At 58.6% G+C, this 15,305-nt stretch carries 12 protein-coding genes; 5 read left to right on the plus strand and 7 right to left on the minus strand.

The annotated features are described in order from the left end of the window. Window positions 1-53: 53 nt before the first annotated feature. Window positions 54-1,889, minus strand: coding sequence for a phosphogluconate dehydratase (edd, locus tag BN873_RS11650; protein ID WP_048673835.1), 1,836 nt, complete (start codon window positions 1,887-1,889; stop codon window positions 54-56). Continuing rightward, a complete protein-coding gene (gene gntK, locus BN873_RS11655; protein WP_048673837.1) occupies window positions 1,889-3,481 on the minus strand; it encodes a gluconokinase in 1,593 nt (530 codons plus the stop codon). The genes edd and gntK overlap by 1 nt, the downstream gene beginning before the upstream one ends. A gap of 211 nt (window positions 3,482-3,692) precedes the next feature. Here gntK and BN873_RS11660 point away from each other — a divergent pair, with 211 nt between their 5' ends. Together BN873_RS11660 and BN873_RS11665 are read left to right on the plus strand one after the other, a co-directional pair. Then, window positions 3,693-4,214, plus strand: a complete 522-nt coding sequence (locus BN873_RS11660; RefSeq protein WP_048673840.1) for a WbuC family cupin fold metalloprotein — start codon at window positions 3,693-3,695, stop codon at window positions 4,212-4,214. Window positions 4,215-4,224: 10 nt separating this feature from the next. After that, a complete protein-coding gene (locus BN873_RS11665) occupies window positions 4,225-5,454 on the plus strand; it encodes an MFS transporter (RefSeq protein ID WP_048673842.1) in 1,230 nt (409 codons plus the stop codon). A 55-nt stretch (window positions 5,455-5,509) separates the two neighbouring features. Here BN873_RS11665 and msrP read toward each other — a convergent pair whose 3' ends face one another. Beyond that, window positions 5,510-6,424 carry a protein-methionine-sulfoxide reductase catalytic subunit MsrP gene (gene msrP / locus BN873_RS11670; RefSeq protein ID WP_048673844.1) on the minus strand — a complete coding sequence of 305 codons (915 nt, stop codon included), beginning with the start codon at window positions 6,422-6,424 and terminating at the stop codon, window positions 5,510-5,512. Between the two features lie 200 nt (window positions 6,425-6,624). Between msrP and BN873_RS11675 the strand changes: the two genes are divergently transcribed. After that, window positions 6,625-7,914, plus strand: coding sequence for an NCS2 family permease (locus BN873_RS11675; protein WP_048673846.1), 1,290 nt, complete (start codon window positions 6,625-6,627; stop codon window positions 7,912-7,914). Between the two features lie 12 nt (window positions 7,915-7,926). On the opposite strand, the gene BN873_RS11680 is transcribed toward BN873_RS11675, so the two are convergent. Genes BN873_RS11680 through BN873_RS11690 form a run of 3 tightly spaced genes read right to left on the minus strand, consistent with a single transcriptional unit; the run spans window position 7,927 to window position 12,582 of the window. Continuing rightward, complete coding sequence (locus BN873_RS11680; protein ID WP_048673848.1) at window positions 7,927-8,682, minus strand: metal-dependent hydrolase; 756 nt, start codon at window positions 8,680-8,682, stop codon at window positions 7,927-7,929. Window position 8,683: 1 nt separating this feature from the next. Continuing rightward, window positions 8,684-9,781 carry a DUF2333 family protein gene (locus BN873_RS11685; protein ID WP_048673850.1) on the minus strand — a complete coding sequence of 366 codons (1,098 nt, stop codon included), beginning with the start codon at window positions 9,779-9,781 and terminating at the stop codon, window positions 8,684-8,686. 35 nt (window positions 9,782-9,816) lie between these two features. Then, the gene (locus tag BN873_RS11690) at window positions 9,817-12,582 is read right to left on the minus strand and encodes a valine--tRNA ligase (RefSeq protein WP_048673852.1); all 2,766 of its coding nucleotides are present in this window, start codon (window positions 12,580-12,582) and stop codon (window positions 9,817-9,819) included. Between the two features lie 188 nt (window positions 12,583-12,770). Between BN873_RS11690 and BN873_RS11695 the strand changes: the two genes are divergently transcribed. Next, window positions 12,771-14,330 (plus strand): class I adenylate-forming enzyme family protein, encoded by a 1,560-nt coding sequence (locus BN873_RS11695; RefSeq protein WP_048673854.1) that lies wholly within the window; start codon window positions 12,771-12,773, stop codon window positions 14,328-14,330. Window positions 14,331-14,389: 59 nt separating this feature from the next. Here BN873_RS11695 and BN873_RS11700 read toward each other — a convergent pair whose 3' ends face one another. Next, window positions 14,390-14,806 (minus strand): InlB B-repeat-containing protein, encoded by a 417-nt coding sequence (locus BN873_RS11700; protein ID WP_048673856.1) that lies wholly within the window; start codon window positions 14,804-14,806, stop codon window positions 14,390-14,392. Window positions 14,807-14,877: 71 nt separating this feature from the next. On the opposite strand from BN873_RS11700, the gene BN873_RS19510 reads away from it, so the two are divergent. Further along, window positions 14,878-15,305 (plus strand): transposase (locus BN873_RS19510; RefSeq protein WP_139031698.1); only part of this gene is annotated, 428 nt, incomplete at its 3' end.

Here is a 15,305-nt window from a genome sequence, read left to right on the forward strand (position 1 = left end):
CTATTCAGCCGTGGGACTGCCGAATAGAACCCGTACAGGATTTTCAGTAACCCTTATGTTGAGGTCGCAGGAACACTCATAAACGTGATCCCACCCTGCTCCGCTTCCGCAGCACTCGCCCGCAACACCGCGAACAACTCCCGCCCCAAGCCGTGCTGGTAGCCGCTCAAATCCACTGTTTCGACTTGACGCATGGCCCATTCTGCATCTGACACCCGCGCTTCGAGCACCCCATATTCGCCATCGAGCCGGATCACGTCACCCGTGCGCACCTTAGCCAACGCGCCACCCGCCAAACATTCCGGCGTAACGTGAATCGCCGCTGGCACCTTGCCGGAGGCGCCGGACATCCGGCCATCCGTGACCAACGCCACCTTAAAGCCTTCATCCTGCAACACGCCCAGCGGCGGAGTCAGCTTGTGCAACTCCGGCATCCCATTAGCGCGCGGCCCCTGATAGCGCACCACGGCGACGAAATCGCGCCGCAATTCGCCCCGCTCGAAGGCCGCCATGAGTTCATCCTGATCGTTGAACACGATGGCGGGTGCTTCCACCACCCGATGTTCCGGCTTGACCGCCGAGGTTTTGATGACCGCCCGGCCCAGATTGCCGCTGAGCAGCTTCAGGCCACCATCGGGGCTGAACGGCCGGGCGGCAGGACGCACGATGTCTTCATCACCGCTCTGCGGCGGCGCCGGACGCCAGACGAGCGTGCCCTCAGCCAAAAACGGTTCTTGCCGATAGTGGGCCAGCCCTTCACCGGCGACGGTGAGGGTGTCGCCATGCACCAGTCCGGCATCCAGCAGTTGGCCGATCAAAAAGCCCATCCCCCCAGCAGCGTGGAACTGGTTCACGTCCGCCTTGCCGTTGGGATAAACCTTGGCCAGCAGCGGAATCACGGCAGACAAATCGCTGAAATCGTCCCAGTTGATGACGATACCGGCAGCATGGGCCATCGCTACCAGATGCATCGTGTGATTGGTCGAACCGCCGGTCGCCAGCAGACCGATGATACCGTTGACGATGGACCGTTCGTCCACTACCCGTCCGACCGGAATATAGTCCTGGCCGAGCGCGGTGATTTTCGCGGCCCGGCGCGCCGCCGCCTGGGTCAGTGTATCGCGTAGCGGCGTGTTGGGAGGGACAAAAGCCGATCCGGGCAGATGCAGACCCATGATTTCCATCAGCATCTGATTGGAGTTGGCGGTGCCGTAAAAGGTGCAGGTGCCCGGCGCGTGGTAAGACTGTGATTCCGATTCCAACAGCGCGTCACGACCGACCTTGCCTTCGGCGTACAACTGGCGAATTTTGGCTTTTTCGGCGTTGGGAAGACCGGACGGCATCGGCCCGCCGGGAACGAAAATCGCCGGTAAATGGCCAAAATGCAGCGCGCCGATCAGCAATCCCGGCACGATCTTGTCGCAGACGCCGAGGCAAAGCACGGCGTCAAACGTGTTGTGCGACAGCGCAACAGCGGTGGCCATCGCAATCACATCGCGCGAGAACAGCGACAACTCCATCCCTGGCTGGCCCTGAGTCACGCCGTCGCACATCGCCGGTACGCCGCCCGCGAATTGCGCCACCGCCCCTGCTTCCCGCGCCGCCTGCTTGATCAACGCCGGGAACCGCTCCAAGGGTTGATGGGCCGATAGCATGTCGTTGTAGGAAGACACGATGGCGATATTAGGCCAACGCGCCGCGCGCAAGACCGCTTTGTCGTCCGCTGGTGAAGCAGCGAAGGAGTGTGCCAGATTGGTGCAGGAGAGGCTTTTGCGTACCGGGCCGTTGGCCCGCGCTTGTTCGATTCGCGTTAAATAGGCGGCGCGAGTAGCCGCGCTGCGTTGGCGAATGCGCTCCGTGACCGCAGTAATCGTGGGATGAACAGCCATTATTTCTTCTCCTCTTGCAGGGGCGGCGGTGCCATCCCACCGGTTTTGCAGCCAACGGCGGCCAGGTCGCGCTGGAAGGCAGCGATGGCGCGATATTCCGCTTCGAGTTTGGTCGGGATTGCCAGATAAATCGGCAACAATTGCTGATAAACCGCCACGTTGCCGGTCATCGGTGTATGGCGGTGCATCGCGCCTACCATGCCGCCGATGGCGTTGAGTGAATTGATTCGGCCCAGCGCGTACAGCGCCAACACCGCCGCACCGAGGCAGGAACTCTCAAAGCTCTCCGGCACCACCACCTCGCGGTTAAAAATATCGGCCATCAGTTGCCGCCACAAGCCGGAACGGGCAAAGCCGCCGGTGGCTTTCATCGTCCGGGTCGGGCCGATCAACGCTTCCACAGCGGGCAAGATGCTGTAAAGGTTGAAAATGACCCCTTCCAACACTGCGCGAACCAGGTGCTCCTGGTGATGGTGCATCGCCAGCCCGAAAAAGGAACCGCGCAGATTGGCGTTCCACAGCGGCGCGCGTTCGCCGGTCAGATAGGGATGAAACAGCAAGCCTTCCGCACCGGGCGCAACCCGTTCCGCGATGCGGGTCAGCACTTCATACGGATCAATCCCTAACCGCTTGGCGGTTTCCACCACCGAGGCGGCCAGCTCGTCGCGCACCCAGCGAAACACAATACCACCGTTGTTGACCGGCCCGCCGATCACCCAATGTTGATCGGTCAGCGCATAACAGAAGGTGCGACCGGCAGGATCGGTCAGCGGCCGATCCACCACCGCCCGCAGCGCGCCACTGGTACCGATGGTGACGGCGACCTCACCCGGCCCAATGGCATTGACGCCAAGATTGGACAGTGCGCCGTCGTTGGCCCCGACCACGAACGGCGTGCTCGGTAATAAGCCCAGTTCCTGGGCCAGTTCCGGTTCCAGCCCGGATAAATGGAAGGTGGTCGCCACCGGCTCCGATAACCGCTCCGGCGTAACCCCAGCCAACTCCAGCGCCTCAGTGTCCCAATTCAATTGGGTCAGGTTGAACAGGCCGGTCGCCGAGGCGATGGAGTAATCCACCACGTAGCGTTTGAACAAGCGGAAGAAGACGTATTCCTTGATGCCGATGAAGCGCGCGGTGCGGGCAAACAACTCCGGTTGCTCGCGCCGTAACCAGACCAGCTTGGCCAACGGTGCCATCGGGTGGATCGGCGTGCCGGTACGCTGATAAATCGCCAGCCCGTTCCCGTCGTTTTTGATCCGCTCGGCCCATTCGGTCGCCCGACTGTCCGCCCAGGTGATGCTGCGGGTTAACGGCTTGCCAGCCCCGTCCACCGCAATCAGGCTGTGCATGGCGGCACTGAAGGATACGCCGATCACCTCCTCCGGCGCGGTTTGGGTTTTACGGACGACTTCCCGAAGGACGGTCAGCACCGCCGCATAAATCTCGTCCGGGTCTTGCTCTGCCACCACCGGACTGGGGGTCAGCAGCGGATAGCCGACCGCGTGATAGGCGAGCACCTTCCCATTGGGGTCGAAGGCGACCGCCTTGGTGCTGGTGGTGCCGATATCGACGCCGATAATGTACTTGGACATGGTTCGCTCCTTCCTTTTCTGGTTGGGCGTGCCGACACTGGACTGGCTCAGTTGGAAAAGGCCAGGCAAAGCGTGCCGGAATGGCGCGTACTCCGCCATCGGGCGGCTGGCTAGCCACCTACCAGATTGCCAGATCATTGCGACTGAACCAAACTGGAATTCAATTCTCTGACGAGCAGCTTGTGTCTCGCTTTCAACCGGACTGCGGCAAATGAAAATTCCCACGGTTAGCCCTGACGTGAAACTCTACAACGCAGCGACCCTGGATACGCTAAGCGTGGAGGCTGCGCACTCTGCGCGTTTGCGCAAAAATCTAAACGTACATCCGGTGCTGGCCGACCCGATCCAGCGCCTGTTCAATGCCATGGAACCGGGCACTTATACGCGGCCCCATCGGCACGCGCGCAATAGCGGTTGGGAGTTGATGCTGGTAATGCGGGGTGAATTTGCCGTGTTGTTTTTCGATGAGGAGGGTCTGGTCGTCAACCGCATCCCTTTAAGCGCACCGCGCGGTGATGGCGCGGTCGAAATTCCCGCTTACGCTTGGCATTGCGTGGTGAGCTTGGCGCCTGGCACCTTGATGTTCGAGATCAAACCAGGGCCTTATTCGCCGGTTGGCGACAAAGATTTCGCAGCTTGGACGCCTGCCGAGGGCGACTCTTGCGCGTCGGCCTGGGTCAGGTGGTTTGAAACCGCGCAGCCGGGCGAGCGCCCACCCGGCCCACCCGTTTGAGCAATCCACAGTGAGTGCGTCCGCCCTCAAGGGCTTTAGCGCATTGCGCCATCGGAATTTTGCGTTCTATCTCTCGGCGCGCTTGCTCGGCACCATTGCGGTACAAATGCAAAACGTGGCCGTCGGCTGGCAGGTCTATGCGCTGACGGTTGATGCCCTTGATCTGGGATTTATCGGGTTAGCGCAATTTGCACCCTTCTTCCTTCTGGTGTTGGTGGCCGGCCAGGTGGCCGACCAGTTCAATCGGCGCATGATCATCATTGCCTGTTATGGGGTCGAGTTAAGCTGTGCGCTCATCTTGCTGGTGTTCACCCTGGGCGGCTTTCAGAGCTTATGGCCGGTGTTCGCGTCGCTGGCCTTGTTTGGCTCAGCCCGCGCTTTTCGAATGCCGACCAGCCAGGCGATTTTGATGAATCTGGTACCGCTCCAGCATTTCGGTAATGCGGTGGCCATCAGTTCATCGACTTTCCATGTGGCAGTGATCGTGGGGCCAACGGTCGGTGGCATTCTCTATCTCTTCGGCCCGGCCACGGTTTATGGCACGGCTGCCGGCCTTTTTCTGTTGGCAATGCTGTTGATGACGTTAACCCATGTCGAACAGGCGCCCACACCCAAGGAAACCCCGAACTGGAACACACTCTTGGAAGGATTACGGTTCGTTGGGTCACGGCCGGTGGTGCTGGGGGCGATTTCATTGGATCTCTTCGCGGTTTTGTTTGGCGGCGCGACCGCGCTTTTGCCTGCTTACGCCAGTGATATCCTGCAAGTCGGCCCTCAGGGCTTGGGATTACTGCGAACGGCACCCGGCGCTGGGGCTGCGCTCATTTCCATCGTGTTGGCTTTCCAACCGATGACCCGGCGAGTCGGTTATTGGATGTTCGGTGGTGTTGCTCTCTTCGGCGTGGCGACCATCGTTTTTGGCCTCTCGCAAAGCTTCTGGGTATCGCTGGTGGCGCTATTCGTGCTGGGAGCCAGCGATATGATCAGCGTCTATGTCCGCCATCTCCTGGTGCAGATGGAGACCCCCGACGCGATTCGCGGTCGGGTCAGCGCGGTTAATGCCGTTTTTATCGGTGCCTCCAACGAATTGGGAGAATTTGAGTCTGGCCTAACCGCTGCCTGGTTCGGGTTAGTGCCGGCGGTGGTGCTCGGTGGAGTCGCCACGTTGCTGGTCACCGCGACCTGGATGTGGCGTTTTTCCGCCTTGCGGCGGATGGATCGGTTTCCGGGCAGCGACTGAGTTTTTTCAAAGCGCGAGTGCTGGGACCAATACTTCCGATGAAAATCACTCATTTTCAGAAATTCTTTTTCAAATCCATTCCCTTATACAAGCCGGCAACTTGTTCGGCATAGCCATTGAAGATCAGGGTATCCCGACGGAAGAAATCGCCAATGCGGCGTTCTTTTTTCTGGCTCCAGCGTGGGTGATCCACATTCGGGTTGACGTTGGCGTAGAACCCATATTCATCGGGGACTTCCAGGTTCCAGGTAGTGCGTGGGGGACTGTCGGTGAAGTTGATCTTCACGATGGATTTAATGCTTTTAAAGCCGTATTTCCACGGCACCACCAGCCGCAATGGTGCACCGTTTTGATCGAGCAGATCCTTCCCATAGAGTCCGGTGGCCAGCAAGGTGAGCGGATGCATCGCCTCATCGATCCGTAATCCTTCCACATAAGGCCATTTCAAGGCCCGACTCTGCTGACCCGGCATTCGTTCCGGGTCCAGCAATGTGGTGAATTCGACGTATTTGGCATCCGCTGTTGGCTTAAAGCGCGGCAAGATTTTATTCAGCGGGATGCCTAGCCACGGTATCACCATCGACCACGTTTCCACACAGCGCAGCCGGTAGATGCGTTCCTCCGCCATCTGGCCAGCCAGAAAATCTTCCAGCGAATAAACACCGGGTTTTTCACAATGCCCGGCTACAGCCACGCTCCAAGGTTTTGCCCGCAGATTGCCGTTAGCGCGAGCCGGTGCCGTCTTGCCGGAGCCAAGCTCAACGAAATTGTTATAGGAGGTAATGTCTTTGTAAGGCGTCAGCTTGAGATCATCCTCAGCCGCGCGGGCAGTCCGACTGGCAATCAACGGCCCTAGCAAGGCGACGGCGCCCAACGCAGCCGTCGATTTCAAGAATTCGCGGCGTCTGGCATACAGTTCGGGCGGGGTGATTTCGGAGGGTGCGATATCGGTCGGTTTCTTGATCAGCATGGCGGTCTCGTCGCGGGGTCGTTTGTCATCTGACCTGTTATCGCGTGCCAAGTTGCGCCATCCGCCCCGCCAATTCCTTATACTGGATGAGTGACCGGGCGCTGGCAATGAGCTGGTGGTCCGGCGCGACGCCCTTTGCGTCCAGGCACGTTCGCCTGTTTTGCGAACGCATCGCTGATCACCCTCATCGAGCTTTCATCATGTTGGAAAAACGCTTTGCGCTGCGAGCGCATGGTACGACCGTGCGCACTGAAATTCTGGCCGGCTGTACCACCTTTCTTACCATGTCGGCGATTCTGTTTGTCAATCCGGAAGTGCTCGGACAAGCGGGCATGGATCGCAATGCCGTCTTTGCCGCTACCTGCCTGGCGAGCGCGGTCGGTTCTTTGTTGATGGGCCTATTGGCGAATTATCCCATCGGCCAAGCGCCCGGCATGGGCATCAATGCCGTGTTCACGTTCGGGCTGGTCAAGGGCATGGGCCTACCGTGGGAAACGGCGCTAGGTGCGGTTTTTCTGTCAGGATTATTGTTCGTGCTGGTCAGCCTATTGCGAGTGCGGGAATGGTTCGTCAATGCCATGCCATCGGCTCTTAAACACGCGATCACGGCGGGGGTTGGCTTGTTTCTCGCCTTGTTAGCCCTACACGCTGCCGGTATTGTCGTGGCCAGCGCGGATACGCTGGTCATGCTTGGCAATGTCAAAGCGCCATCAGCGTTGCTGGCGATGGGTGGTTTTCTGCTGATGGTGGTACTCGATCAGCGCGGAATACCGGGGGCGATCCTGATCGGTATCCTGACGGTCACCGCGATCTCGGTCATGCTAGGATTGAGCGCTTTTAACGGTGTCGTTGCACTGCCCCCCTCGCTGGCCCCTACCCTGCTCAAAGCCGATATCAGCGGCGCACTGAACCCGGCAGTTCTGGGCGTGGTGCTGAGCTTTTTTCTGATGAGCTTATTCGAAACCTCCGGCACGCTGATCGCCATTGCCCAGCGTGGCGGCTTTCTCGACAGCCAGGGTCGCTTGCCTCGATTGGAACGGGCATTACTGGCAGACAGTACGGCGATCAGCATCGGCGCGCTCCTTGGCACCTCCAGCACCACCAGCTATCTGGAAAGCACTGCGGGCATCAGTGCGGGCGGTCGTACCGGCTTGACGGCGGTGGTGATCGCCGCGCTGTTTCTGGCGTGTCTAGTATTAGCTCCACTCGCGGCGATGGTGCCGGCTTACGCCACCGCGCCAGCATTGTTGTATGTCGCCATTTTAATGCTGCGCAGCTTGGCAGCATTAGATTGGGACGATTTGACCGAAACGGCACCGGCCGTTTGTTGCGTAACGGTGATGGCTTTCACGTTTTCCATCGCCGATGGCATCGCCTTTGGTGTGCTCTGTCACGTTGCGCTGAAACTGTTAACGGGCCAGTCCAACCGCATTGGCCTGCCGATGGCGGTGGTGGCCGGTTTGTTTCTGGCGCGCTATGGGTGGCTGTAGCGGACGGTGCGTCTAGCGGTCGAGCAGGCTATAGGGAGTGACTCGCCGCAAGAAACCAGGAAACCACGTCTCGCCTGGCAGTAAGCGCTGAGTCATACCACGATAGGTGTCGCGATTCAGCATGAAATCGGTGAAGGGTTTACTAGGCGGACAGAGCAAAAACAGCCCGGCCACAAGCAAATACAAAGCGACCGTACCCAGGGGTTGGTTAAAGCTGCCGAAGCTGAAGGCGGTGCCAAACGAGCTTTTCAGGAGTTTCCTGCCAAAAAGGTCAACACTGTAAAATTCGTCCAGCAGCAAATGCACGATAAACCCCAAGGTGACGAAGGTGCCGCAGAGCCACGAATGCACGACTGAAGCGGCGAAAAGATGAAAAGCGGTCGCAGTCGTTAGCAAGCCTAAGCCGATGCCCATTGGTACGGTATGGATCAGACCACGATGCGCGGTAAATCGGTCGAGCAAGCTGAACACACCATAGCGGATCAGAAAAAAAGCGGCCATCCAGAGGATGACCAGCTCCACCAGCGAATAGCGGCGACCAAAGGTGAACACCACGAGAAAGCCCGCAACCACCGCCAGCGCCATGAAGGCGATCCGCACCGGTACGGAGGTCGGCAAATCAATATCCGGCAACAAACCGCCGATGGTCCCCAAGACAAAGTAGCCGATGACCGCCTGATGGGGTGCTGCGCCCGACATCACCAAGACGGTGGCGGCCAAACCGCTGACCGCCGCCGCCCCCAACAGATGCGTATTGAAATTCGCCATCTCACCCTTGCAACAGCAAGTTGCGCAGATCAATGATGGCGGCGTTAGCCCGTGAGATGTACGAGGCCATGATTAATGAATGGTTGGCCACCAGCGCAAAACCGGTGCCATTGAGAATCATCGGACTCCAGATAAAGGCTTGGGTATTTTCCAGCTCGCGGATGATTTGCTTGAGCGAGACCACCGCGTTCTTATTAGCCAGAACATCGCCGAAATCAATTTCGACAGCCCTCAGCGCATGGATCAATGCCCAGGTGTAGCCACGCGCTTCAAAAAACACATTGTCGATTTGCAACCACGCGGTTTTAACCTGAGTCTGATCGGGCGTCGGCGTCGATTGGCGAGCATTGGGGTCACCGGCTAAATTCGTGTTAAACCGTGTTTGACCCACGCTGGATGCCAGCCGTTGCGCCAAACTGCCCAGACGCTTTTCGACTACTTGCAGATAGGTGCTTAAATTATCGGCCCGCGCAAAGAACTGGCCGTCTTGTGCCTTATCATCGGCCAGCCGATTCAGATAACGATGCAGCGCTGCAATGCCGTCGCGATATTCAGACTCTGTTGACGGCAAAATCCAGGAATTCGAATCATAGCTGAACTTGGGATCAGCAACTTGTAAGTCCTTGTCCTCAATGGATTGCGTTTGGGAGCGGCTGAAATCATTGCGTAGCGTCCGCACCAGATCGCGCAGTTCGGTCAGTACACCGAATTCCCATTCAGGAATGTTATCGAGATAGACGCCTGGCGGCGTAATGTCATTGCTGAGATAGCCGCCTGGTTTGTCCAGTAGCGTCTCAGCAACACGAATAGCGGTCGCTGTGGTCACGTAGCCCGGCACCAGTTTTTTCGGATCGTTTTGTGCCATCTCTAGCGCGGTTGCCCGCACATCGAACCCGCCGGGTGAGCGTGACCAGATGAAACCCAGCACGACCACTGCGATGCAGTAAGTCACTAAAAACAAACCCAGCGTCCACCATAATCCCTTTTCCTTCCAGGTACGCGGATGGTAATAAGTGGCCACTTTGGTGACTTTTTCGCCAATCTTAGGTTTGGCGGCTGATGCCGACCCGCCGGTATCCACTAGGTTTTCTTCACTCATCATCTACTCCTCACGATTTTTGTTAAAGGTCGAGATCAAAGCCGCTGAATGCGTTTCAGTTGGTCTTCCAGCTTGGTGATGGCGGTTTGGAGTTCCGCCAGGCGAGTACGTTCCTTTTCGACGACATCCGCAGGCGCGCGACCGATAAAATTGGCGTTGCCAAGCTTAGCCGCAATCCGTTCCGCCTCCTGACGCAGTTTGCCGATTTCTTTGGTCAGGCGGGGAATTTCCGCCGCTTTGTCGATCAAGCCGGACATGGGAATCAGCACATTCATGCCGCCAACCAGTGCTGTGGCCGCTTCTGGCGCTGGCTCGTTTGCGCTCAACCAGGTGATGGACTCCAACCGACCCAGCGTTAGCAATGCGCGCCGTTGCCGTTCCAACCGCGCTTGATCTTCAGCCAAACCGTGCTGCAACAAGATGGGCAATGGTTTACCAGGGGCGATGTTCATTTCGGCGCGGATACGACGGACGCCCAGCAGGAATTGCTGAAGCCACTCAATATCGGCCACCGCTGCGGCGTCGATGAGTGCTTTATCCGCTTCGGGATAGGGCTGGCGCATAATCGTTTCGCCGCTCACCCCGGCCAGTGGCGCGACCCGCTGCCAGATTTCCTCGGTGAGGAATGGCATGAGTGGATGCAGCAGTCGCAGCAGGGTTTCCAGCGTCCGCACCAAGGTCTGCCGCGTGCCGCGTTGAGCCGCTGTCGAACTGGCAGGATCGGTCAACACCGGCTTGGCCAGTTCCAGATACCAGTCGCAGAATTCGTTCCAGGTGAATTCGTAGATGGCCTGCGCCATCTGATCGAAACGATAGCCTTGCACCGCTGCGTGGGTTTCGCTGATGGTGTGTTGTAAGCGCGACAGAATCCAGCGGTCGGCCTGGCTCAGTTCAATATCGCCACCGTTAACACCGGTGTCCTGGCCCTCGGTGTTCATCAACACGTAGCGGGCGGCATTCCAAAGCTTGTTGCAGAAATTGCGGTAGCCCTCGATCCGCCCCATGTCGAACGCCACATCGCGGCCGGTGGTCGCCAGGGCAGCGAAGGTAAAGCGCAAGGCATCGGTGCCGTGGGCGCGGATGCCGTCGGGGAACTGCCTGCGTGTGTCTTTTTCGATGCGCGCGGCCATCTGTGGCTGCATCAGGCCAGTGGTGCGCTTAGCGACCAAAGCATCCAAATCGGTGCCATCGATCAAATCCAGCGGGTCGAGGACATTACCTTTGGATTTCGACATCTTCTGGCCGTCCTGATCGCGCACCAGACCGTGGATGTAGACCTCGCGGAACGGCACATCGCCCATAAATTTCAGGCCCATCATGATCATCCGGGCGACCCAGAAGAAAATAATGTCGAAGCCGGTGACCAGCACGCTGGTCGGATAGAAGGTCTTGAGGGCTGCGGTGTTTTCCGGCCAGCCGAGCGTGGAGAATGGCCACAAGGCGGAGGAAAACCAGGTATCCAGCACGTCCGGGTCTTGTTCCAGCGCCACCGTCGGGCCGAGCTGATGTTTTTCGCGGACTTCCGCTTCGTTGCGCCCGACGTAGACTTTACCACTCGGATCGTACCAGGCCGGAATCCGATGGCCCCACCAGATTTGTCGGCTGATGCACCAATCTTCGATGCGGTACATCCAGTCGAAATAGGTCTTTTCCCAGTTTTCCGGGATGAATTTGATCTTGCCGGTCTTGACGGCGGCGATGGATGGTCCCGCCAGCGGCCCGGTTTTCACATACCACTGATCGGTCAGAAACGGCTCGATCACCGCTTGGCTACGGTCGCCACGCGGCACCATCAGCTTGTGCGGCTTGATCTCCTCCATCAATCCCAGTTCTTCCAGATCGGCCACCACCCGCTTGCGGGCCTCGAAGCGATCCAGACCGCGATAAGCAACGGGGCCGTTGTCGTTGATTTTGGCGCCGGCGGTGAAGATGTTGATGATCGGCAGTTGATGGCGCTGGCCGACCGCGTAGTCGTTGAAATCGTGGCCCGGCGTGATCTTGACGCAGCCGGTGCCAAAGGTGGGATCGACGTACTCATCGGCGATGATCGGAATTTGGCGATCCGTCAGCGGTAAGGCGACATGCAGGCCGATCAAGCGCTTATAGCGCTCGTCATCGGGATGCACCGCCACGGCGGTATCGCCCAGCATGGTTTCCGGCCGGGTGGTGGCCACGATCAAATCGCCGCCGCCTTCGGCCAGCGGATAGCGGATATGCCACATAAAACCGCTTTCTTCGGCGCTGGCCACTTCCAGATCGGACACGGCGGTATGCAGCACCGGGTCCCAGTTCACCAGCCGCTGACCGCGATAGATCAGACCTTCTTCATACAGCCGGACGAAGACCTCGCGCACCGCGGCCGACAAGCCCTCGTCCATAGTAAAGCGCTCCCGCGCCCAATCCACCGATGCGCCCATCCGCCGCAACTGGCGGGTGATAGTGCCGCCCGATTCCGCTTTCCAGGTCCACACCCGGTCAATGAACGCCTCGCGGCCCAGATCGTGCCGAGTTTTGTTCTCACCCGCTAACTGCCGCTCCACCACCATCTGGGTGGCGATGCCGGCGTGATCGGTACCGGGCTGCCACAGCGCGTTGCAACCCTTCATCCGGTAATAGCGGGTCAGCGCGTCCATGATGGTGTCCTGGAAGGCGTGGCCCATGTGCAGGGTGCCGGTGACGTTCGGCGGTGGGATCATGATGCAGTACGACTGGCCCTGGCCGCCGGGCGCAAAATGGCCGCGCTCCTCCCAAAAGGTGTACCAGCGTTCTTCAATGGCGTGCGGTTCGTAAGTCTTGTCCATGATGGTTATCGGTTGTTCAGGCTTGGACGGGTGCGCCGGCGCGCGAAATGCGGACTATCATAATGAAGTGTGGAGTATACCGCTTGCTTTGGCGGATTGGATGGCGCTCTAAGCCGCGCCTAAAGTTGATCGGGAGTGAGGATCGGCCTCGAAGCCTCTACTCCCGTACTGGATCGTAGGAGATTCCCATGGGCTTCATTGAACATTATGACGATCTACCGATGGATTGGGTGGGCGATTGGGCGGGACGCCGCGCGGCCTTGACCCCGCGCCACATTGCGCTTTACGACTCTTTCACCCAAAAATCCTATACCTTCCAGGATCTGAACGACCGGGCCTGTCGGGTCGGAACCTATCTGGCGGATACGCTGGGACTGGGCAAAGGCGATGTGATTACGCTGATCTGTCGCAACCGGATCGAAGCCATTGATCTTTATCTGGCCTGCGGCAAGTTGGGCATTATCCTCGCTCCCTTGAGCCAGCGCCTGAAAAAACCGGAACTGGATGACTTGCTGGCGCGGCTTAAACCGCGCGTGCTGGTACACGAAAATGCGTTTGCCGAACTGGTGGCAACCCTGGCGGTTCCAGGGTCGGTACAAGCCGTCATCGAGATCGACGGCGCTCAAAACCCATTCGAGAACGTCATTCTCAAAACCGAAGCCAGAGCCATCAATATCCCGCTGGCGCTGAATGATATCTCGCTCTACGTCCACACCGGCGGCACCACCGCCGTACCGAAAATTTGCATCGTCTCGCACCGGCAGATGGTCTGGAATTCCTTCGATATTCTGGCGACCGGCATCGTCGGCGCGTTTCGCAGCGTCTTGATCACCTTTCCGTTTTTCCACATCGGCGGTTGGAACACCTTTACCCCGCTGCTGCACGCCGGTGTTACCAGTGTGTTGCTGCGTGAATTCAATCCCGGCCTGATTCTGGAATTGATCCACGAAGGGCGGGTCGAGAACTTTGGCGCCGTTGAGGCCATGCTGCAATTTTTGATCGCCCATCCGAAATTCGCCGAGACCGATTTTTCCAAGGTGAAAGCGATCACCGCCGCCGCCGCACCGTGTTCGAAAGCGGTGATGCAGGTCTTTTTGGATAAAGGCATTCCGATCAGTCAGACCTACGGCATGACCGAGGCCGGACCTTCAAACTTTGCCTATATTGCCCGCACTGATTCGCTGGAAGAATTGCTGACGAATTCAGCCAGTATCGGCACCTCGATGTTTCACTGTGACGCCAAAATTGTTGATCGGGATTCCGGGCACGAAGTCGCGCCCGGCGAAGTCGGGGTGCTGTGTCTGCGCAGCCCGCACAATTTTGATGGCTATCTGAACGACCCGGCGCGTACCGAAAAAGTGATCAGCCCGGAGGGCTGGGTTTATACCGGCGACTTGGCGGTACGCGATCAGGACGGTCTGGTGTGCATCCAGGGACGGGCCGACAATATGTTCATCACCGGTGGCGAAAATGTTTCACCGGAAGAAATCGAACAAGCGTTGATGAAGCATCCGGCCGTCGCCGGTGCTATTTGTGCCGGGGTTCCTGATCCAAAATGGGGCCAGGCGCCGGTTGCGCTGGTGGTATTCCATGCGGGTAAGACCGTGGCCGAGGACGAACTGAAGCATTTTTGCCGGGAGCATCTGGCCGGTTACAAGGTACCCAAAGAAATCCGCGCCGTGGCGAGTTTACCGCTGACCGGTGCCGGTAAGCTGGATCGTCATACCGTCGTTGGGCTGTTTGCCTGAAACGCTGACGTTAACGCATTTGCCGGTTGGCGTAAGGACGAGGAGGCGCCTTCTGGCGCCTATGTGAAGCAGGGTGGTCTTCCTTGACTACGATGCGGTTTCAGGGTGAGTTTAATGCCGCCGCCCCCCCAATGGACGAGCAACCCCAGTAGGGAGGAGAGGGCGACCAGCATCCACGGTGCGTCGATAGGGACGGCGGTTGCGTTGCTGCTGATGGGGCCACGCGCAAACGTCACCCCTATGGTCTGATCGGGGCTATTGGCCGTGAGATTGCTGACGGTGCAGGTGCCGGTGCCGTCGTTGTTATTAGTGCAGTTACTGTAGCTGCTAAGTTGCCAGCCGCTGGCCGGTGTGGCGGTGCAGACGTAGCTAAAAGTGATGCCATCATTGTTTACCTGACCCAGTGCACAGGTGAGGGTGCCTGAACCCGTGATGGTGGTGGTAACGGTGTGCCAGCTTAGCTCGACTTTCCCCATTGGTTAGGGATTGCGCTGAGGCCGGGAGCTAGCAACCATGACGATTTCTTTCCGACCAAAGAGAGAAGTTCATGGGGATACGACCTCCCGACGTGCGCACGATTATAGAGGTGTTTAGGCCGTTATTCAGCGAGCGGGTCTGGCCGCATGTCCAGCTTCTTCTAGTTGGCGCACTGTTAACAGTGGGGCGACGGACGGTGACGGGGGTGTTACGGACGATGGGATTGAGTGGAGAGCGACGGTTCAAAACCTACCATCGGGTGTTAAGTCGGGCGCGCTGGTCTGGACTGGCCACGAGTCGAGTGTTGCTGGATCTACTGGTCAAGACCTTCGTGCCCACTGGCCCGCTGGTCATGGGACTGGATGATACGATTGAACGGCGTTGGGGGCCGAAGATCGCCACGCGCGGGATTTATCGCGATCCGGTGCGTTCCAGTCGGGGTCACATGATCAAAGTCAGTGGACTGCGCTGGTTGAGCCTGATGTTGCTGACACCGAT

This window comes from Candidatus Competibacter denitrificans Run_A_D11, assembly GCF_001051235.1.
Taxonomy (GTDB): Bacteria; Pseudomonadota; Gammaproteobacteria; order Competibacterales; family Competibacteraceae; genus Competibacter_A; species Competibacter_A denitrificans.